Genomic DNA, 19850 nt, shown 5'->3' with positions numbered 1-19850 from the left:
TTACCAGGAGTATCCTTTTTATCTCTTTGACGCTTATCAGGTCCTGTTGATATAGCAATTCTTTTGGCCCAGGTTTAAGTACCATAATTATTAGTTTAATTTAAAAAACCAGATACTGTAAGTTAATATTTTACCTTGATATTTTATGAAGCAAATGGGTGTTGAAACTGTTTCATAATTAGGACCAGGCAATACCCCATTTATGAAGATCATCGATGATTTTTAATAGACCATTACCTTTTTGGGTTGGCGTGTATAAAATCTGAATTGAAGATTTATCCACTAAGACATTTTTAACAACCAACTCCTCATTCGTTAATTCGGATAGGCGTCGACCCAGGGTCTGATCTGAACGTGAAGGAAAAGCTTTTTTTCAACAGGTTAAACTGGTTCCGGCCAGCAGCGATACTATGAAGAACTTGCATTTTCCACCTGGAACTGATATTCAACAGCAGCTCATTCACCTCACATGATTCACTTAAAACTAATCGGTTACACGCATTTGAAGTGCCGGGTTTGAGTTTACTAGCCATTTTTTTATGGGTTTGCTCACTTTGTGGTGAGTTATTATTTGATAAACCTCACGGTTCTAATTTTGGTCAAAATAAATATAACATGAAAACAATTGGCTTAAGATCAAAATACTATTGTGATGGAAGATTTGCATGAAGTAATATTAATGGGACATAGTTATGCAGGTGCGGTAATTGCAGGGGTTGCCGATCGGATTCCTGAGCGTCTGTCAAAGCTTGTATTTTTAGATGCACTGATTGTGGATAACGGCCAAAGTGTAAATGATCTAAATCCAGCTGAGGTAGTGGAAAGCTTCAAAACAGCAGCTGTTAAAAACGACAACGGACTTTCTATCCCAATATTATCAAGCGAGTTTTTCGGGGTAACCGACCCAGCAGCAATCAAGTGGGCCGATGCCAAACTGACAAATCAACCCTATAGAACATTTTCCCAAAAATTGGTACTCAAAAATCAATATGGCAACAAGGTACCTATCACCTATATTGCCTGCACAGGACCTGAACTTCGGGCGATTCAAAGGTCTTATTTATCAGCACTTTGGTTTCATCCTGATTCCTGATACGGGAAAGATGTTTATTGCAATGCAGACGATACGAAAGTCTTTTTAATTAGCTACAGCAAAATGCCCGGTAACCATAAGCTACCGGGCATTTTCATTTAATATCTGATCGCATATATTGGTAACATAAGCTGATCATCTTGGGTAACGCAATTCGGACGCCACAGTCAAATTAAAAATCAGTACATACAATTTAAATTTTAGCGATTTTGACGTTTTTAATTCCAGGTTCTTCTGATCTCAACAAGAGCTTTCCTACCTTTAAGTCCGGACGGAAAGCGATCATAGTGCGCTTGCCAGCAATCTCAGTATCGATCAGAGAACCGCCGAATTTGCTGTCATATTTGACAATTATGCGAACGGTAAACGGTTTATCCGTATCGATCAAATTTTCAATAGCGTAATTACGTGCATTGCTTGGAGCACCTCCCTCACGTAATGATTTCTCCATACCAGAGAAATTTCGGAGTTGTCCATTTCCAAATTGTGCTTTTTTCTGTTTTGGGCTTATTTGCATTTCACAGGCATTCGTTTCATCATCCGCAGCCAGAAAAAGTGCCCCCAATTTCCCAGTCAGGTCTGTTCCCGGTTCCACATCGAAGGTCAGCAAGAAAGAGGAAGATTCCGTAGCGAAAGAGGCACTCCTATTGATTTCTTTCGCTAGTAGTTTTTCTTTTTGAGTTGCCGGAATGATTTCTTTCATCCATTTTGTTCCAATCCTTCCCTCGGGAGATTGAACCATTTCGTGAATGATCATTGATCCACCCCAGCCTGCCATCGGAATCCAGCCAGCCAATAGGAAACGGCCATCCTTTATTTCCGTCACGGCAGGCACGCTCATTCCATTATAAAAGTCAACACCTGATTTAACCCCACTTACAAATTTATCTTCCGGCGCAGCAGCCGGTTTTGACCAAAATGCTGATTGCTGTATAAGTGAAGAGGAGGACAATCATAACGATACCTATAAAAGGTAGGATCGGATTAAATTCAAAATTTTTCATACTAGGGATGTTTGATTAACCCTAATCTCGACAAGAAAAAAACAAAACTATCCGATATATATCGTTATTTAATCAGACGCATATCTGAAAATAAACCGACAGAAATCGGATATAAAGCAGACTAACGGCGCCCACTATACTTTTTTCTTAATTTGCCCAGTGTATCAGGCGACATACCAAGGTATTCGGCAATAAAGCGCAATTGAGTTCGTCCAAACAAAATATCCAAGGTCTTTTCAAGCTTCAGGTACCTTTCATCCGTACTTAAATTCTTGATGTCATCAGCATGGAGTGACCGCATCTTGTCATATTCTGCCCGGATTTTCTCTGTAAGGATTTCCATCTCGGGAAAGGTATTCTTCATGATCGTCCAATTTTCATAACTGATCAACACTACTTTACTGTCCTCCAACACTTCAACCGTACTTTCCGATGGCTCCCTGCTAAAAAAACCGGGCGTGGTATAAATAAAATCCTTTGCAAACCAAAACCAAACAGTATTTTCTTCAAAGGTTTCCTTGTGTATCCGAATTTCTCTGCTCAACCCTACCAACATGAACCAAGCCATGTCCTGTTGTGACTTTGCACTTAAAATTCTCACTCTTTTATTATAAGTAGTTTCGAAAAGCACACCTTTTAGCTCTAGCTTAAATTTATGATTAAGCTTAATAAACCGTTCTAAAACCTCAATCAATTCATTAAAAGCATTTTCAGATATGGGATGTATAGACATAATGAGCGGGTTTAAATTTTAGCCAGCAAACCCAAGTTTCTGCTGTAGTTCTATTTTATTTTTAACATCTAATTTGTAGTATATCCTATGTGCATGGGTGTCGACTGTACGGGCTGAAATGTGTAATATAAGTGCAATAGACTTGTATTCTCTTCCCTGACAAAGCATAAGGGCCACCTCGGCCTCCCTTGTACTCAATCCGCTATCTTTGCAAGTCTGGTTAAAATCTGCTTTCTGCTTTTCATCCATTGCATCTCTTTCTATTTGTCTTTTTTTCTCATTTCGTTCATATTTGCCGGACTGATAGAGAAACAGTACCGCTATAATGACAAAGCCAGTATTGGTAAACAACGCTTCGACCCATTGAGGCACCTGCAGATAAGCAAATAAAGACATAAACACCCAGGGCGAGACTGCTCCGTAAACCGCGAGCATTTCCACACGGGTATAAGGATTCGTATCTTCGCTATTCCTGGAAAAACGTAGCTGGATCGCGGCAAACATCGCGTATAGCAATACCGGAGAATACAATGCCGGAATGATCAATCCGTAATTGACTGCAAATTCCAGGTTCCCTGAAATAGGATACAATATCACAAAAAATAAAAAGTATGGCAGGAGCAAAAAGGTAGAAGTTCCGTACAAAGCATGGAGCCTGAGCGATTTCAGATCAAATGAAATATAGAAATAGTATGGAAAATATGCGGACATTAAAAAGCCGGAACCATAAGCAATGATGTTCTGCAAGGGAATAGAAAGCCACCTAATATCAGGATCAGGGAAAAAACCGCCCGTCACATTATAGCCGATCAGCAACACCAGCAATACCAGATAGGCCAAACGGCGCTTGTCATAGGGCCATATTAAATAAAAATGCAATTGTACACTGAACATCATTAGTTCTAGCACAATAAAGACAGCAGTCAGCCCATGCATCTCTCCAAAATCCACCATGATATTAAAAAAGAAAGCGTGAACGCTAATAGTTTTTCAGAAAATATAAAGTATAGCCCAGATCCAGTTGATTATAGACATGCAAGCCCAAACCTTCATACCAGCGGATATTACGTTCGGTAGAAGTCTCAAGATATACCGGGCGTTTCATACTCAATGCCTCTGACAATAGGAACCTCATCATTCGCGTACCTTTTCCCTTTCCCTGTGATTCAGGCGTACACGCGACAAACCATATATAATATAGTTCACCGCCAGAGGGGTATTGCTTTTTGATCAGGGACTCTCTTTTAAGCACTTTCAATACAGTTCTCAAGCCTGTAACCGAAAAAATCAGTTTCAAATCTCTCCAGATAGCATTTAATGTTACCTTCTTCCGGTCAGGAAAAAGGACTAACGCACAACACTGCTCGTCTTCAGAAAGGAATATTTCCCCAGAATCCATGCAGGTCAGGAAGGAATACTCTATAAGTCTGTCTATTCTTAAAAGCCGGCCACTGTCCTGCCGGACAATGTAATTGACACTTTTGTTGTCCTGAAATGATCTTGATAAAATCCGGACAACGGTAGATTTATCAAGTTTTGTTGCTTTTATCATAGGGATAGATTTGGCAATAACAAATGAATTCTTAAAGAATAGCCCGGATATTAACCGGGACTACTCCAAACGCACTCATTTCAAACTAATTATTAACTATTGAAGCGATAGGTTCCATCCAGACCCGCTACCACATCCACCTAAATTATTTTTACGATAAGCTTGTTTATTTTAATTTATGAAGCTTGAATTTAATTCACCTAAAATGTTTTATACAAAAAATTGTATTCGAAAAGTATATTATCAAGTACATTCAATAGCTTTTGTCATTACTTTTCGGGCATCAAAACTAATTTTATATAATTTTCTCCCGTTAAATATTTAGCAGCTAGTTCCTGTATACTTCGAACCGTTACCTTAGACATAGCAGCATCATAATTAAATACCTGATCCAAAGGTTCTTTAGAAAGCATTTGTTCATTTAAATAACCAGACCAGAAACCGTTGGTTTTTAGTCCCATTTCACGCATCCTTGAATCCTCAGCTTTGAATTTATCAACATTCTCCTGTCCAGGTCCGAGTTTTCTTAATTTCTCTATTTCTTCTACAGCAGCAACGATCAGCCGATCTACATTTTCCGGTGCACATCCAAATGATATCACCAAATTAAAACTGCTCTTAGGATATTTAGTTACTCCGATTTGAATCTTTGGCGTATAAACCCCACTTTCCTCCTCACGCAATCTTTCATTTAATCTGATTTGTAAACTCTCGTTTAAGGCATTCATATTCAAAGTATTTTGATGACTATAATCAAACGGACCTGAGTATACCAGATAAACCGTTGATTTTTGTTCCTTTCCTTTGAAAACAGTTTTCGAAATTTTTCCTTTCGGAATTTCAATCCCCAAATCCCTGGCAGTTTCAACTTTTCCTGTAGATGGTAATGAAGCTATATATTTCTCCAAAAGTGGTATAATCTGCGCCTCATCAATGCTACCAACAAAAGTAAAAATCATGTTCGATGCATTAGAAAAACGCTCTTTATATATTTGTAATGCGCGATCAAGATCAATCTGGTTTACTTTTTCAATTGAAGGCCCAGTCCTGCGTATGTTATAATTATTCAACACGGCAGACACCGTATCATTAAAAACCTGACTAGGATCATCTTCACGGTTTGCAAGTCCATTTTTAGCATTTGCCAATAACCCTTTTACAAGCTCAGCATCTTTGCGTGGTTCTGTAAAGTAACCATACAACAACTGGAATGCCATTTCCAAATCTTTTGGGCTAGAACTTCCATAAAATCCCTGAGTACGTTCTCCAATAAAAGGCGCTACGCTTAACTGTTTTCCAGACAAATACTTACTCAATTGAGTTACATTATAATTACCCAATCCACCTGATGCAATTAATCCCGCAGCGCTATGAGCTGTTTCATAATCGTTATCACCATATAAAGATGTACCCCCCTCAGAATATGCTTTAAACAAAATCTCATTGTTCCTAAAATCCGTTTTCTTTAATACAACTTTCGCTCCATTGCTCAGTTTTAAGGTAGTGATACCAAGTTTTGAATTTACGTCTTTTCCAACAACCTTTCCCGGTACAGGAGTTGATGCAAGTAATGGTAGATTACTAACATCATCTTTAAATGCAGCAAAATTTTCCTTTTCAACACTATTCACCCAGTTCAGTACAGTTGATTCATCAGGAAGACTAGACTTGTCTTTCTCTGGCGCCGTAATGATAATGTCTCTATTGATATTACTTATATATTCCGCACATATCCTATTGATGTCTTCATTTGTAATTTCTGGAATAATCTTGCTGACTAGTTCAAATTCCTTATCAATTCCAGGAGCACCAGTTTCCAGCAGAAAATGTTGCAGATATTCCTGAACATAAGCATCAGAGGGGGTCTTATCCCTTTCTTTAACAGCAGCTTCCATCGAACTTAAATATCCCTGTTTTGCCCTATCAAGTTCTGTCTCACTAAAACCGGATTGTTGAACCCGGCACATTTCACGCAACACCGCCTTGAAACCATTCTCCAATTCGTTAGGTTTTGCAACCACTAAAATTGAAAAAGAATCTAAACCTCCCATAAGCGTTTCAATTTTTGCCGAGCCTTGAACATAAGGAGGATTCGCCTGACGTGATAACTCCATATATCTGTTACCTAACATTTGGTTAAATAAACTGCGTATCAAAAGATTCCGATAATCATTTTCAGTTTTAAGTTCCGGTGCCTTATGTTTAATAATCAATTGTGCAACCGTTGAGGTCATTTCCTTATCTGTTGCCACCAAAAATTGATTCTTCCCGGTTAAAGGCACTTCATAGTTCTCTCTTGGCTTTTCATCTGCTGGATTCTTAAGATCGGAGAATTTATCCCTAATCACTTTCTCCATTTCGTCCACATTAATATCTCCCACCACGATCAGCGCCTGAAGATTCGGACGATACCAGTCACGATAATAATTACGGATAGCTTCTGGTTTAAAATTAAGTAATACCTCATCGGTTCCAATTGGCAACCGTTTGGCATAACGGGAGTTATTAAGAAGTACAGGAAGAATCTGCTCCTGTATACGCTGGTTAGCACCTTTTCCCAACCGCTTTTCCTCTATAATTACTCCGCGTTCCTGATCGATCTCTGATGTTTCCAGCGTTGCCTCAGCAGCCCAGTCTCTCAGGATCTGAATCCCATTGCGGAGTACCTGAGGATCATCACTTGGTAAAGGAAGTTGATAGACAGTTTCATCAAACCCTGTATAGGCATTTAAATCTGCACCAAACCTGACCCCAGTTTTTTGAAGGTAATTCACCAATTCATTTTTTGGGAAATTTTTGGTACCATTAAAGCTCATATGCTCCATAAAATGCGCCAACCCCTGTTGCTCATCTGTTTCAAGAATAGAACCTACCTTGTTTGCAAGATATAAGACCACTCGGTTCTTTGGTTCGTTATTTTGTCGTATGTAATACGTAAATCCATTAGGCAATTTACCTGTTCTTACATCAGGATCCAGCGGCAAAACTTGAGCATTAGCTGAACAAAGCCCAACTAAGATAAAGCCCCAGGCAAATAAATACTTGATTTTCATTAGAATATAATTTTAGAATGTTATTTGAATATTGAAGCTAATTTTTTATTGAGTTCTTCACCATGGAGATTTTTTCCAATGATCTTTCCACTAGGATCAATCAAAAAGTTCTGAGGGATGGCATTGATGTTATACAATTTAGCGACCTCATTATCACGAAATTTAAGATCAGATACCTGTGTCCAGGTTAAACCATCTGATTTAATTGCTTTAAGCCAGTCTGCTTTCTTTCCAGCATCATCTAATGAAACGCCTAGAATCGTAAAGTTTTTACCTTTGTATTTATTATAGGTCTTTACCAGATTAGGATGTTGCGCGCGGCAGGGCACACACCAGCTAGCCCAAAAATCAAGTAGAACATATTTACCTTTAAAGTCCGACAGCTTAACAGGCTTCCCATTAACATCATTCTGAGTAAAGTTAGGTGCCATCCCCCCTACAGCAGTAGCAGAAGCAGTACCCAACTTACCCACTAGCTCCTTTCCAAGCTTACTGCCGCGCAGATTAGTAGAAAGTGCATTAAATGCAGACCTCATAACCTGTGTATCCATATCCGGAGATGCCAATTGCGTTAACAGATGCAGGCTTAAAAAAGAAGTCGGATTCTTCTTCGCGTATTGCAGAATGATGACCCGCTGTTCAGCACTTAATTTCATAAGCTTAGACTGTAGGCTCTCTTGAAACTGCTGGCTTTTTTGCTTAGCCTCAGGTGCATTCCTGTATTCAAGCTCCACCATTCTCATTGCCTTTTCAGATGGCACCATCAAAGCCTGGAACCTTTTATAAGTTTCATTTAGCGGAGATCCTGATATAGAAGCATTTTTAACAGAGTCTTTTGAGCTAAGAAGCAAACTTCCTTTTTCAAGAAAGAGGATTTTGACATCAGCAGTTCTCCCTAATTTTTCCATCCCAGTGCCCTCATGATCAAATACCAATTGTGCCTGCTTTGGATCTGTTAGTGTTCCTTTAAATTGGAACGCACCCTTGACTACCGCTGAGGTTAATGTCTTTAACTGACCGTCCTGTTGATAGTTTAAGTAAACTTTAGCTGGTGCAGATTCCTGACCAACTTGACCTGTAAGTAAAAAGATTCCGTTCTGTGCCCAAACCGTAAAAGGAAAGGCAAATAGCCCTAATAAAAATATCTTTTTCATTTCTAATGTGTTTTTTTATTTATAATGTTATTCTAGGTAATATCTAAATGGTTGATGTTACTGAACTTGAATGATGTGTATTTTTTATAATATCAATGATTCCCTCATTCTCAATAATGATCATTCCCTGACGATCTTCAGTAATTCCTTGTGTCAGTTTATAGGTATATCGGGGTACAACACCATCCATTACAGTTGGCAGGTAGATAAATTGAAAATTATCACATCGCTTACTCAACTCATGCGCCACTTCAATAATGTGAGTAGATATCATAAAGAAGCAATTGCTGTGTTCGGAAAACGCTTCAGTTATTGACAAAGTCGCATCATAAGCATCTTTGACATTTGTTCCTTTAAAGAGCTCATCAAAAATTACAATAAGATCTTTCGATTCAGCAACTTCCTCAGCTACCTTTTTTACACGCAATACTTCAGCATAAAAATGACTATAGCCCATCTCAAGATTATCGGGGACATTGATCGAAGTGTAAAGCCCATCTTTAACAGAAAACTCCATACGGTGAGCAGCAACAGGAAAGCCCATATGCGCCAGGTACATAGAAATTCCAAAAGACTTCATTAAAGTCGATTTTCCCGCCATATTAGCTCCGGTCAGGAATAAGACATTACTGTTTTCAATCAATGAAAGATCATTACCAATCGCCTGGGCTATACAAGGGTGATAAAGGCCCGTAATGCTAAGCTTATTGGCATTACCAGCTAAAGCATTAGCATAACTAAAGCCCCTTTTTACAGCCACCTGGGAAATTGCGATACAAACATCCAGATCAAATACTATTGAGCTTAGTACCTGCATTTCTTTATGCAATATTGTTCTTAATAAATAATCATATCTGATCAACTTAAAAAGAGGAATGTCTTTTACGCCATCCTGAGATTTTAACCATTGTAACTTTGGATGACTATATATCCGCCTGATCAGTTCAAGATTTTCACTGTAAGGGTTATTGGTATTGGCAGAAAACTGCGCTATAAAATCTGAAAACCGGATTAGCAGCCCGATAGTGTTACAGATCTCAAGGTTAAGCTGCTCATAATCTTTGTCATTTGCCAAAACATATAATACTTTCTTATAAGCAATCCCCAAGCCAGCATCGAATATGTTTTCACTACCATTTGATGCAAGATAATTCTCTACTACTTCAAACTCTTCAGTAGAAAATGGAAAGGAAATGGGTTGGGTTGAAAAATAACTAAAAATGCTGGTCCGCTTGTTTATGGAATCCGGATCTGTTAAAGGTTCCTGAAACATTTTCTCCAATAGCTTTCTTCCGCCAGTAGTTACCGTTTCATCAAAAAGACGAACTATGGAATTGTTTTTATATCTACCCAAAAGATTCAAATCTTCCTGGGTTTGTTTGTCTACGTAAAAGCTCATGTTGTTCTTTTATTTTTGCTTCTAATAATCTCCAAAATCCCCTCGTTATTAATAATGATCATCCCATGCCGATCAGCAGTAATCCCACTTTCAATGCGATAGGTATACACAGGTACATTATTTTCCATCAAAGTGGGCAGGTAAACAAAATTTATATTTTTACAAGTCTCTTTCAATACCTCCCCTGCTTCAATGATGTGTGTAGATACCACAAACATGCTATTGGTTTTCTGAGCAAAAGCTTCAGTAATTGCTATAGTTCCATCGTAAGCATCCTTAACATTAGTCCCCCGGAACAATTCATCAAAAATTACAAATAGATTCTTTGATGACCCGAGTTCTTTTGCTACTGTTTTCACCCTTAAGACTTCGGCATAAAAGTGACTTTTACCTGAGCTTAAATCATCCGGAAGATTAATCGTGGTATAAATGCCATCACGAATAGAGAATTCCATGGCTGATGCAGCGACAGGAAACCCCATGTGTGCCAGATACAAAGCAATCCCCAACGACTTCATAAAAGTTGATTTTCCAGCCATATTCGCCCCTGTTAAAAACACAATATTTTTCTCTGGAGTAATATCAATGCTATTCGCTTTTGCATTTTTAACCAATGGATGGTAGAGCTGGGACAGCCTTACCGTATGACGCTCCTTATTTAGGGCAGTTGGAAAGACGTACCCCTTTTTAGCTGCTACATTGGCAATAGACATGTAGACATCTAAATAATAAATACAAGTCAGAATTTCCTTGATCTTTTTACTGATTCGAAATCTAAACAAATTATCATAGGGCACAACCTGCTCATACGACAATTTTCGACCTGGATTTCCCTGATTAATTGTACCGGTTATTTCTTCTTCCCCTAATAAGTTTTGTAATGATTGCAGCTCTTTATCAAATGGAGTTGATCTTGCAGACAACTTTACGGTATCTACAAATTCTAGCAAACTACCAAGTATTTCTATAATAGCTGTAACACCCTTATAAATTAATTGATAATCCCCATCGACAGAAATCAACCGGGTAAATTTCCCAGATAAATTATTATTATCCAGTACCAATTTTGTACGTGGGTCTGTCATTGACAAATAGATTTCCGCACTATCTAGAAACTCTGTCTTAATAGGAAATTGAACTTTAAGCGTGCTGAAATATTGAATAGTCAGGCTCCTATCGTTTATGGAATCAGCATCTGACAAAGGATACAGAAACATATTCTCTAAAATATCAGATCCCCCACGAGTAAAAGTGTTGTTATAAAGGCTAAATATAGAATCATTACCCTGTTTACCGAAGATATTCAGATCATGAAGGGTTTGCTTGTCAGTTTTAAAACTCATCTTTTTTACAATGGATAAATCAGGAGAAACTTAGTTCCTCCGTCTTTTAAATAACACAATCATACCTATAACCACCAGAATAGCAGGAAGAACAAACTTACATACGATGCCAAAAGCACTAATTTGTTCCTTTGAAACTGTTATATCAATATCCTTAGCGTTAGGTCTTATTTCATCAACTGGAAATTTGCCATAAGCAAGCCATCTGAATATTGAATTAATATTCATTTGCGTTGCCGTAGGAGGGAAATTGTCAAGCTCAACATTACTCATGAAATCGGCATCTCCAGTAACAATAATCCGCTGCTCTTTATTTTTGACATTTCTGGTCAGGGCTACAGAAGTGGCAAAAATTCCCTTCTGATCTCCTTGCGACGAGTTAAATTCCAAGGCTGTAGCATTGATATCCAATGGAACCACCTTATTCCATCCTCCATCGGGGCTTTTCCACAATGATTTTATTTTAAATTCACTCGAATCGGAATAAGCAATAGCCGAGACCTCTTTTAGAGTTAACTCCCAGTTCCCATTATGTAGCAAATCTATATTTCGATCCATTCCAACCGCATCGCTTGAAATTCTGGATTTGATTTTATCCACTGCCATATCTTTATCTGGTTTAACAAGCATACCATTCTTTAACTGCAACCCTAATTTTGATAAAATAGGATTGACAATATCTTGTCTTCCGGGGTTAGTCGTAATCAACATATTTCCACCATTTTTAATATAATCAGACAGCTTTTTTTCTGCAGCAGCACTGAATGGTACAGTTGGGTCTCCCATTACCAGGATCTCACCCTTATCAGGGATGTCCTGGGTATTGAGGTTAAGTGTATCCACATCAAATCCTTGATTGATAAAAGATTTCCTTTGTGTCTTATCAAAAGCAACAGTTTTGTATCCCCTATCATTTTTGTTAATAATATCACTTTCATTATTACCGGTTAAAAACACCATTTTAGCGGTGTCACCAAGCAATTGTTTTAATGAAGCCATCCATTCAGATTCTTTTGGGTATGCATCTTGATCCAGTACAAAAAGACGCTGAGTAGTAGTTCTACCTTTATATTCCAGTTTTCTTAAATGCAAATATCCTTCGGATTTTAGATCTATCATTTTGTCGATTTCATCAGGAGTCATAAAATCTTTGATATTTAAATCCATAGAATACGCAACTTTTTCTGCAATTGCTTTGGTATCTTTAAGCTTTGCATAAAGTGGATTGTTCTTATAAAAAGCCAAAGTAGTATCAGTGGTTAGATGATAATAATAAACATATTCGTTTTTCATCCCAGGTATATACCTTCTATAAGGTTCCTGCTGGCCCAAATCAGCATTTCTCTTTTGCGGTAAAAAAGAATACAAACCTGGACTTAGCAAATTCACATAAGTAGTTATTTTAAGCTCACCATCAATCTTTTTAGCAATTTCCTGTCCAGCATCTGTTAGACTCATAGATTTGCCTACAGTTGTGTCTAAATATCCAGTCAAAGCTGGTCTTGAGGTTATATACCCCAAAGCCAAAGCAGATGTAAATACCAGCAAGTATTTGCCAAGTTTTACTTTCCAGGTTTTTAACTCACGTTGGTTCTTCAAATAAAGTATGGAGAACGACAGGAACATATAGATGACAATCAAATAATAAAATACGTCTGCTGTTTTAATCAGACCCGCAATCATAAGATCGGTCCGGCCGGAAATCGATAAAAAATAGGTCAGATCACGTACAAAATTTACAGATTGCCATACATCTCCTACGTACCTCAATGCAACAAAAATAGAGAGCGTAGCTATTGCAGCCACTATTTGATAAATAGTTAGACATGACATAAACAACCCGATAGCAGCATACGTACAAACCAGCAGAAACAGTCCAAACAACCCTGAAATTACCATTCCTACCTCCATATGTGGTACAGAAAAGAAACCGATAACTCCAAATACTGCCAAAATAGCGATGAAAGCAAGGCCCAGAGCCACAATTGCCAGATATTTACCTAAAATAATCTCCCGCAATTTTACCGGAGAGGATAACAGTAGCTTAATTGAACCACTATTTGTTTCCCGGCTCATCAGACTCATCGTTAAGATTGGCAAATAGAGGTACAAAGTTTGCTGAATAGTGGTAAACAATCCATACTCTCCTCCGAATAATAAAGTTGTAAGTGGCTTACCCTTCCCATAAGATATGAGCACTAGGGTATTCTGCAGATTATCGATAAAACCTAATCCGCAAAGCACAAAAAATATAGGGAGTACCAACCAGACCACTGGAGAGTACACGAGTATACTAAGTTCTAATTTTGCAATTTTTAATATCTTTCTCATTTGTCTCTATCGTTTTGTCTTATTGGATAATTGAGCAAACACCTCATCAAGAGATGTTCTCTCAAACATTATTTCATTTAATTCCCAGCCGCGCTGTACACTGGCTGCAATAACCTCTTTGGAAATATTCTTATTTGGCGTAAAATGTAACCTGATGCTTCTGTCATTCAGCAATTCTACCTTAGTTACTCCAGGAAAAGCATTCAGTTCCTCCACCGAAGGCGGATTATCCATTGATACTATCATGGTATCGGGCAACACATAATTATTAAAAGCATCCATGGAATCAGAAAACACCATACGTCCACTTTCAATCATTTTAACCTGCTTACAAATTGCCTGAACTTCTGACAGAATATGAGAAGAAAATATTACTGCTCTTTCTTCCCCAATCTCCTTAATGAGTTTTCTAACCTCGATAATCTGATTCGGATCCAGTCCATTGGTAGGTTCATCAAGCACTACTAATTTTGGCTGGTGAATAATTGCCTGGGCAATCCCTACACGCTGGCGATATCCACCAGAAAGATTCTGTAAGAGTCTTTTAGAGAAATGCGATACTCCGCATTTCTCCATAACCCCATCAACTGCACTTTTTATTTTATTTTTTTCAATATCACGGATATTAGCGCAATAAGTTAGATATTCTTCAACCGTTAATTCCAAATGAAGAGGCGCATTTTGCGGCAAAAACCCTAGTAATCGTTTTGCATCTTCAGGTTTACTGCGTAAATCAATATCATCAATAAATACATTTCCTTCAGTCTGGTTTAAAACCCCGCAAAGAATATTCATTATTGTTGATTTACCAGCCCCATTGGAACCTAAAAGACCTAGTATACCTATCTTATCGACCTCGAAGCCGATGTCGCGAATAGCCCAGTCCCGTGTATACTTATGGGATAGACTTTCAATTTTTACAATACTTTGTTTCATTATTTTTTTATATAGTATTCCCTTATGACCCTTTAAGTCATTGCTAATTGTATTAATGATGTTCTATACTTACCTAAGGATTATCCTGCATTTCAGGATGGGCATTCAGATAAGGAGGCGGTATTTTAAGTGTTAACCTTGCAGGAGTCAAAGTAAACTCTTTGAAAACTGTACCATCAGCAGCATATCGAATATGCTTGGCAGCTGGCTGGTTGGCGAACAATGGATCTACCGACAATCTGCGCATATCAAACCAACGATAGCCTTCAACAGCAAATTCCCGGATACGTTCTTCTATGATGAATTTGATGAGTGCTTCTTTATTACCGGCAATTAGCGTAGGTACAACTGCCTGAGCCGCGGGCATTCTTTTAACCCGTAAGGCTTCAACATCTTCTTTTGCTCCAGACAGATCACCTGCTCTTGCCCTGGCTTCAGCTCTTAATAAATATAATTCAGATAACTGCATTCCAATCCGTGCAAACCTCAAACCATATTTACGCAGACGAACATTTCCTCCAGAAACAGGAATCGGATTAAAATCTGCTTGCAGATCAGTATAAAACTGAAGTCTCCAATCCGAATTTTCGTATAATGCAACAGTCTGAGGACTAATTGTCAAAAAATCATTGCTATAACCATTACCATTGTAGCTACCTGAATAAGACATTTTAGCCACCAGCGATTCAATAATATCGGTACTGTTATTAAACGGAGAATTCGGTCCCGATACAGGACTAATTGGCAAAAAGGATCCGTTAGCAGCAAAAGTTTCATTATAGTCATATAAGCGTGGTGGATTGCTCATTTTTGAAAGATCACTGAAAGCGTCGTTGAACTGCTTAAGCGCCTCTGCATTCCTTCCCATAAATAAATAAATTTTCCCCAAAAGCGCCTCTGCAGCAGATTTTGACATACGGGTTGGAAACGCTGGCTGAATTTTCAAGTTGGGTATAGATGAGGAAATATCATCGATTATGGCATCATACGACTGCTGAAGTGTTCCCCGCTTGAAATCGGTAGCTGTAGCCTCAGCTGTCCTAATTATTGGGAAGCCCAAATCAGTTGAGGCTGTTGCCGCTGAATAAGGTTTCGTAAAGTAATTTAACAGTTGAAATTGGATAAAAGCACGAGTAACTTTTGCCTGAGCCTGAATATCAAGCTTTTGTTGTGCCGAGCCACCTGATGCACCGTTCACTCCATTGACAATCATGTTAACAGTATACAGCTCTCCTAAAAACCGGGATAAAAAACCAGGATTATCCAAAGGCTGAAATGAACTCGCATTGGCTATAAAAATGTTTTTTTCCCACTGGAAAAAGAAACCTGCCTGTTCCATCCCCTCCTGATTATAATTTGCATCTTCAGCGGACACCTCATCTCCCATTAACATTGCTGGTTGCCATGGCCCTGCATTATTATAGATATAATAACTTGTATTGTTCATTAGTTTATCATAGTCTTCATAAGTCGTGGCAACTAACACTCCTTTCGGCACTTTTTCCAGAAAACTTTTTTTGCATGAACTTATTGTGAGTGAAAGTGCTATCATAAATACCACTTTCACATTATCAAATCTTTTCATCGTATGATTAGTTAATACATTCTAAAAATTAATATTTACCCCTATTGACATGGAATGTTCCCCTGCTCTTTGAGCACGTGTCCCTCGTCTAAAATCATGATACTCCGGATCAATCCCATATTTATTGGCTTTCCAGAGCATGATGTTCTTCATCTGCACAAATAGGCTTGCACTTTGAATTTTTAGCCCCTTAAGAAGCTTTGGATTAAGATCGTACCCTAAAGTAGTCTCTCTAAGCTTGACATAAGAAGCATCTGCAACATTGATATCTGCTAAAGTATAAAACGATGTGCTTCGGTCAAAGTAATTGGGATCTGCACGATAGCCAGGAATATTGGTCTTATTCTCGTCCCCAGGTTTTTTCCATCGATTTAAAAACTCAGGTGATACGTTCCATGTACTAAGTCTACCGGTATAAAACTCATTCACATCTCTGCGCATTACAGCTCCAAAATTATAGACCATATTCAGCATGAGCGTAAATTGATTATACTTAAATGTATTACTCATCCCGCCATTAAACTTGGGTATTGTAGATCCCATATACACCAAATCCTTTGCCTGAACCTTTGAAGGATCTTTAGTTATCGTCCCATCAGCCAAATATATCTGGGGATCACCCTGGTTATCCAAACCAGCGTACTTATACGCAAATAAAGGCATATATGAATAACCAGTAACATAGGTTGCAGAAGTCCTAAAATCAGGCTGGTTTTCGTAGCTCTTCACCGGACCATAACTCAGCAACTTATTTCTATTGGCAGAAAATATAAGTGCTGTATTCCAGCTGAAATCCTTCGAAGTAATGTTTGTACTAAACAGTGAAATGTTCCAACCGCGATTAACCACATCTCCACCATTTGATGCTGCGCTCCCTAAGCCGGTAAAGGGATCCAAAGGAAGAAAACCTAATAAATTGCTGGTATTTTTACGATAATACTCCATATTACCGCGTAAGCGACCATTCAAAATCCCAAAATCTACCCCTAAATTGATCGTCTTACTTGTTTCCCAGCTCAGCTTCCTGTTGGCCGGAGTCGCCAGTCCGTAGGAAGGACCTGCAATCTGAGGGTAAAATAAAAACTGTTCAGGGCTGATTACGTCATATATTGTAGCAAAACCTGTGTAAGGTGAATTCCCCGTAATACCATAGGTTGCCCTAAGTGCCAATTGATTGATCCATGTTATCGGCTTCATGAAGTTCTCACTGGCCATATTCCATTTACCACCAATACTATAAACAGGCTTATTCTGCGCAGATATATCACTGCCAAACAAACTACTTTTATCAACCCGCCAACTTCCATCTATAGTATACTTTTGGTTTAAAGTATAACTTCCCATAGCAAAATAGGAATTAAACCTCGAAAACACTTCCGTAGCTTGGTACGGAAAAATGTATAGAAAACCCGCTCCGGTAATCGTATTGAATACCCCTTGCTTAAGCAATTTATAATCTACATCTGCAGAAGTCTGAAGTTGTTCATCCCAGCCAAGCACATAAGTTTTGGTGCTGTTTGTCAAGCTTTCACTAGCCTCATGACCTCCTTGAAATGTAAACATATCCTTTCCTTCCCTACCTGTGTAGTTGTAAACAAGCTGATTACGAACCGTCCAGTTTCTCTGATTCGCTTCAATAGTATTTAATGTTCCACCCGTCAATGGAATATAAGGTTCAGAACCATCTACAGGAATAAAATCTATGGATTGGGCACGTGAACTATACTTAGCATGATCCTCATAGGATTTTGTAGTTCTCGGAGCAGTTGAATAGCCATATGTACCCAAAAAACTCAGTCCTTTCCATAATTTTATTGTAGTATTTGAAACCGCATTAACACTGAGCATATTATTTTTTGAATACCCATAATTTACTTCATCCAGCGGGCTATAAGTAGAAAGATCCACTCCACTTTGTGTCTGATAAGAATCGCGAAGCTCCGGCGAGAAGCGAGACACCATATAGGGCATACTTAAGTTGTTTCCCTGAGCATCCTTAAACAATTGGTAAGGTAACACAGACATTCTATTATAGCTAAATGCATTATTACCTTTTGCTTTTGAACTTAACAATTGTACACTAAGCCCTGTCGTGATCCGGTCATTAGGGCTAAAATCCTGATTAAATCCTATTTTGTATGTATCCGAGTTCGAACCTGGAGCCGGCCCCTTTGACCCCGTATAACCTAAAGAAGTATAAAAGGAATACATATTATTACCTCCAGATGCTGAAACAGTATGGTTGGTCGTGTAGGTATTGCGATAAAACAAATCTTTGGCCTGGGACCGATTGTCTATATTGGCAAGACTATCCAGGCTTGCATTTGCCTGAGCCTCTGTTATTTTCCCACCGGACCGATTATACAATATGGTTTCATGTGGAGCTATCATACTATAAGTAAGCGAATTATAAGGGTAAAATGTTGGATCAAAGATTTCCTTTGCTGACTCGATGAGCTGACGACTGTTTAAAGTTTTTTCATAGTTCATATCCGGCTTGTTTTGAAAATCCGCGAATCCGCTATATGAAACCCTGACTCTTTGATTCTTTTTTCCGGACTTGGTATTGACAACAATTACACCATTGGCAGCCTGAGCACCCCAAATCGCTGCTGCAGCAGCATCCTTCAATACAGTAATATCGTCGATATCGTCAATATTCACCAGGCTAAAATCCTTAATGATCACACCGTTTAAAACATATAATGGCTCTGTAGAAAGCAGCATACTACCAGTACCTCTAATGAGTGATTTTCGAGTCTTTGCTCCGGTATTAACATCTATGTCATATTCTTGTCCAACAGATAAACCGGCTATTTGCCCCTCGAGTCTGGCAACCACATCCATCGTACCGGTACGATTAGAAAAGACCTTCATATCCGGTTTGGCAAAGGAACCTGTAACGCGTTCTTTTGACAATTTTTGATAACCGGTAGAGACTGTTACTTCAGTTAAGTTCTGACTGGACTTTTGAAGAACTATATTCTGATAGGCCAAATTTCTTTTTGCGGTAAAAGAAAAAGCAGCATATCCAATATAAGTAATGAAAATCTTGTCCCCTTCCCCAACAATCATTTCAAATTCACCTGATGGGCCAACAATTAGTCCAGAACTACTAATTCTGATGTCTTTTTCCCGAGTTTTTCTTTGTACCGAGATGGTCGCACCCTCTAGTGGTTTACCCAGGGAATCGGTAATTTTCCCAGTAATTCTCACAGGATCAATAACCTCACTATTAACCATTTCCGTAACTGATGTCCTTGTCAGTACAATAGTTTTATTTAAGATTTTATAGGATAAGGGAAAACCAACGAGCGATTGTTTTACAGCATCCTCTACTGCAGCATTCATTAGCTTAACAGTTATCTTCTTGCCTTGCAGATCTTTCACATCATAAAAAAACTCATACCCCGATTGTTGTCTTATCATTTGTAAGATTTTTTCCAGGGACACATCTTTTTCATTCAGATTGATCTTTTGTCCAAATCCCTTTGCGCATACTTGCGTTAAGGCTAAAATTAATATGAAAGTGGTTAATTTCATGATTAATATAAGTTTACCTGGCCGCCTATGAATAAGCCTGCCTAGGATAAAAGCATTTATTTTCATACTTTTGATTAGGTTGAGTTGATGGTCAAATGTTTCACGTTTTTCCTTAAGAAGTTAA

13 protein-coding genes and 1 pseudogene are annotated in these 19850 nt (G+C 38.4%); 1 reads left to right on the top strand and 13 read right to left on the bottom strand.

Annotated features, from left to right (window positions below; genetic code table 11):
• Window positions 1–178: 178 nt before the first annotated feature.
• Window positions 179–358 (bottom strand): annotated as a pseudogene (locus tag BLQ87_RS34240) (winged helix-turn-helix transcriptional regulator); the annotation flags it as partial.
• Window positions 359–652: 294 nt separating this feature from the next.
• On the opposite strand from BLQ87_RS34240, the gene BLQ87_RS07050 reads away from it, so the two are divergent.
• On the top strand, window positions 653–1093 hold the full coding sequence (locus tag BLQ87_RS07050) for an alpha/beta fold hydrolase (RefSeq protein WP_143010363.1): 441 nt from the start codon (window positions 653–655) through the stop codon (window positions 1091–1093).
• A 193-nt stretch (window positions 1094–1286) separates the two neighbouring features.
• On the opposite strand, the gene BLQ87_RS07045 is transcribed toward BLQ87_RS07050, so the two are convergent.
• The 12 genes from BLQ87_RS07045 to BLQ87_RS06990 form a co-directional block, all read right to left on the bottom strand.
• Window positions 1287–1934 carry a hypothetical protein gene (locus tag BLQ87_RS07045; protein ID WP_143010362.1) on the bottom strand — a complete coding sequence of 216 codons (648 nt, stop codon included), beginning with the start codon at window positions 1932–1934 and terminating at the stop codon, window positions 1287–1289.
• Between the two features lie 284 nt (window positions 1935–2218).
• On the bottom strand, window positions 2219–2830 hold the full coding sequence (locus BLQ87_RS07040; protein ID WP_074605416.1) for a Crp/Fnr family transcriptional regulator: 612 nt from the start codon (window positions 2828–2830) through the stop codon (window positions 2219–2221).
• A gap of 18 nt (window positions 2831–2848) precedes the next feature.
• Complete coding sequence (locus BLQ87_RS07035) at window positions 2849–3784, bottom strand: helix-turn-helix domain-containing protein (RefSeq protein WP_074605415.1); 936 nt, start codon at window positions 3782–3784, stop codon at window positions 2849–2851.
• A gap of 25 nt (window positions 3785–3809) precedes the next feature.
• Window positions 3810–4382, bottom strand: a complete 573-nt coding sequence (locus tag BLQ87_RS07030) for a GNAT family N-acetyltransferase (protein ID WP_074605414.1) — start codon at window positions 4380–4382, stop codon at window positions 3810–3812.
• 269 nt (window positions 4383–4651) lie between these two features.
• Entirely contained in the window at window positions 4652–7435 is a 2784-nt protein-coding gene (locus tag BLQ87_RS07025) for a M16 family metallopeptidase (protein ID WP_074605413.1), read from the bottom strand.
• A 20-nt stretch (window positions 7436–7455) separates the two neighbouring features.
• Entirely contained in the window at window positions 7456–8589 is a 1134-nt protein-coding gene (locus tag BLQ87_RS07020; protein ID WP_074605412.1) for a TlpA disulfide reductase family protein, read from the bottom strand.
• 43 nt (window positions 8590–8632) lie between these two features.
• A complete protein-coding gene (locus BLQ87_RS07015) occupies window positions 8633–9988 on the bottom strand; it encodes a MutS-related protein (RefSeq protein WP_074605411.1) in 1356 nt (451 codons plus the stop codon).
• Window positions 9985–11331, bottom strand: coding sequence for a MutS-related protein (locus BLQ87_RS07010; protein ID WP_074605410.1), 1347 nt, complete (start codon window positions 11329–11331; stop codon window positions 9985–9987). Before BLQ87_RS07010 ends, BLQ87_RS07015 begins: the two co-directional genes overlap by 4 nt.
• A gap of 30 nt (window positions 11332–11361) precedes the next feature.
• Window positions 11362–13662, bottom strand: a complete 2301-nt coding sequence (locus BLQ87_RS07005; protein WP_074605409.1) for a Gldg family protein — start codon at window positions 13660–13662, stop codon at window positions 11362–11364.
• Between the two features lie 6 nt (window positions 13663–13668).
• Window positions 13669–14598: an ABC transporter ATP-binding protein gene (locus tag BLQ87_RS07000; protein WP_074605408.1), complete on the bottom strand. Its 930-nt coding sequence runs from the start codon at window positions 14596–14598 to the stop codon at window positions 13669–13671.
• Window positions 14599–14671: 73 nt separating this feature from the next.
• Entirely contained in the window at window positions 14672–16183 is a 1512-nt protein-coding gene (locus tag BLQ87_RS06995; protein WP_074605407.1) for a RagB/SusD family nutrient uptake outer membrane protein, read from the bottom strand.
• Window positions 16184–16204: 21 nt separating this feature from the next.
• A complete protein-coding gene (locus tag BLQ87_RS06990; RefSeq protein WP_172664830.1) occupies window positions 16205–19726 on the bottom strand; it encodes a SusC/RagA family TonB-linked outer membrane protein in 3522 nt (1173 codons plus the stop codon).
• Between the last annotated feature and the right edge of the window lie 124 nt (window positions 19727–19850).

This window comes from Pedobacter steynii, from assembly GCF_900103665.1.
GTDB lineage: Bacteria > Bacteroidota > Bacteroidia > Sphingobacteriales > Sphingobacteriaceae > Pedobacter > Pedobacter steynii.
Note: the sequence above shows the minus strand (reverse complement) of the source record. Positions and strands in the feature narration are given on the sequence as shown.

Excerpts from the sequence above, each read along its gene's own strand:
- BLQ87_RS07045 (WP_143010362.1), bottom strand. The coding sequence starts at position 1,934 with ATGAGCGTGCCTGCCGTGACGGAAATAAAGGATGGCCGTTTCCTATTG.
- BLQ87_RS07015 (WP_074605411.1), bottom strand. The coding sequence starts at position 9,988 with ATGAGCTTTTACGTAGACAAACAAACCCAGGAAGATTTGAATCTTTTG.
- BLQ87_RS06995 (WP_074605407.1), bottom strand. The coding sequence starts at position 16,183 with ATGAAAAGATTTGATAATGTGAAAGTGGTATTTATGATAGCACTTTCA.
- BLQ87_RS07030 (WP_074605414.1), bottom strand. The coding sequence starts at position 4,382 with ATGATAAAAGCAACAAAACTTGATAAATCTACCGTTGTCCGGATTTTA.
- BLQ87_RS07035 (WP_074605415.1), bottom strand. The coding sequence starts at position 3,784 with ATGGTGGATTTTGGAGAGATGCATGGGCTGACTGCTGTCTTTATTGTG.
- BLQ87_RS07025 (WP_074605413.1), bottom strand. The coding sequence starts at position 7,435 with ATGAAAATCAAGTATTTATTTGCCTGGGGCTTTATCTTAGTTGGGCTT.
- BLQ87_RS07010 (WP_074605410.1), bottom strand. The coding sequence starts at position 11,331 with ATGAGTTTTAAAACTGACAAGCAAACCCTTCATGATCTGAATATCTTC.
- BLQ87_RS07020 (WP_074605412.1), bottom strand. The coding sequence starts at position 8,589 with ATGAAAAAGATATTTTTATTAGGGCTATTTGCCTTTCCTTTTACGGTT.
- BLQ87_RS07040 (WP_074605416.1), bottom strand. The coding sequence starts at position 2,830 with ATGTCTATACATCCCATATCTGAAAATGCTTTTAATGAATTGATTGAG.
- BLQ87_RS07005 (WP_074605409.1), bottom strand. The coding sequence starts at position 13,662 with ATGAGAAAGATATTAAAAATTGCAAAATTAGAACTTAGTATACTCGTG.
- BLQ87_RS07050 (WP_143010363.1), top strand. The coding sequence starts at position 653 with ATGGAAGATTTGCATGAAGTAATATTAATGGGACATAGTTATGCAGGT.
- BLQ87_RS06990 (WP_172664830.1), bottom strand. The coding sequence starts at position 19,726 with ATGAAATTAACCACTTTCATATTAATTTTAGCCTTAACGCAAGTATGC.
- BLQ87_RS07000 (WP_074605408.1), bottom strand. The coding sequence starts at position 14,598 with ATGAAACAAAGTATTGTAAAAATTGAAAGTCTATCCCATAAGTATACA.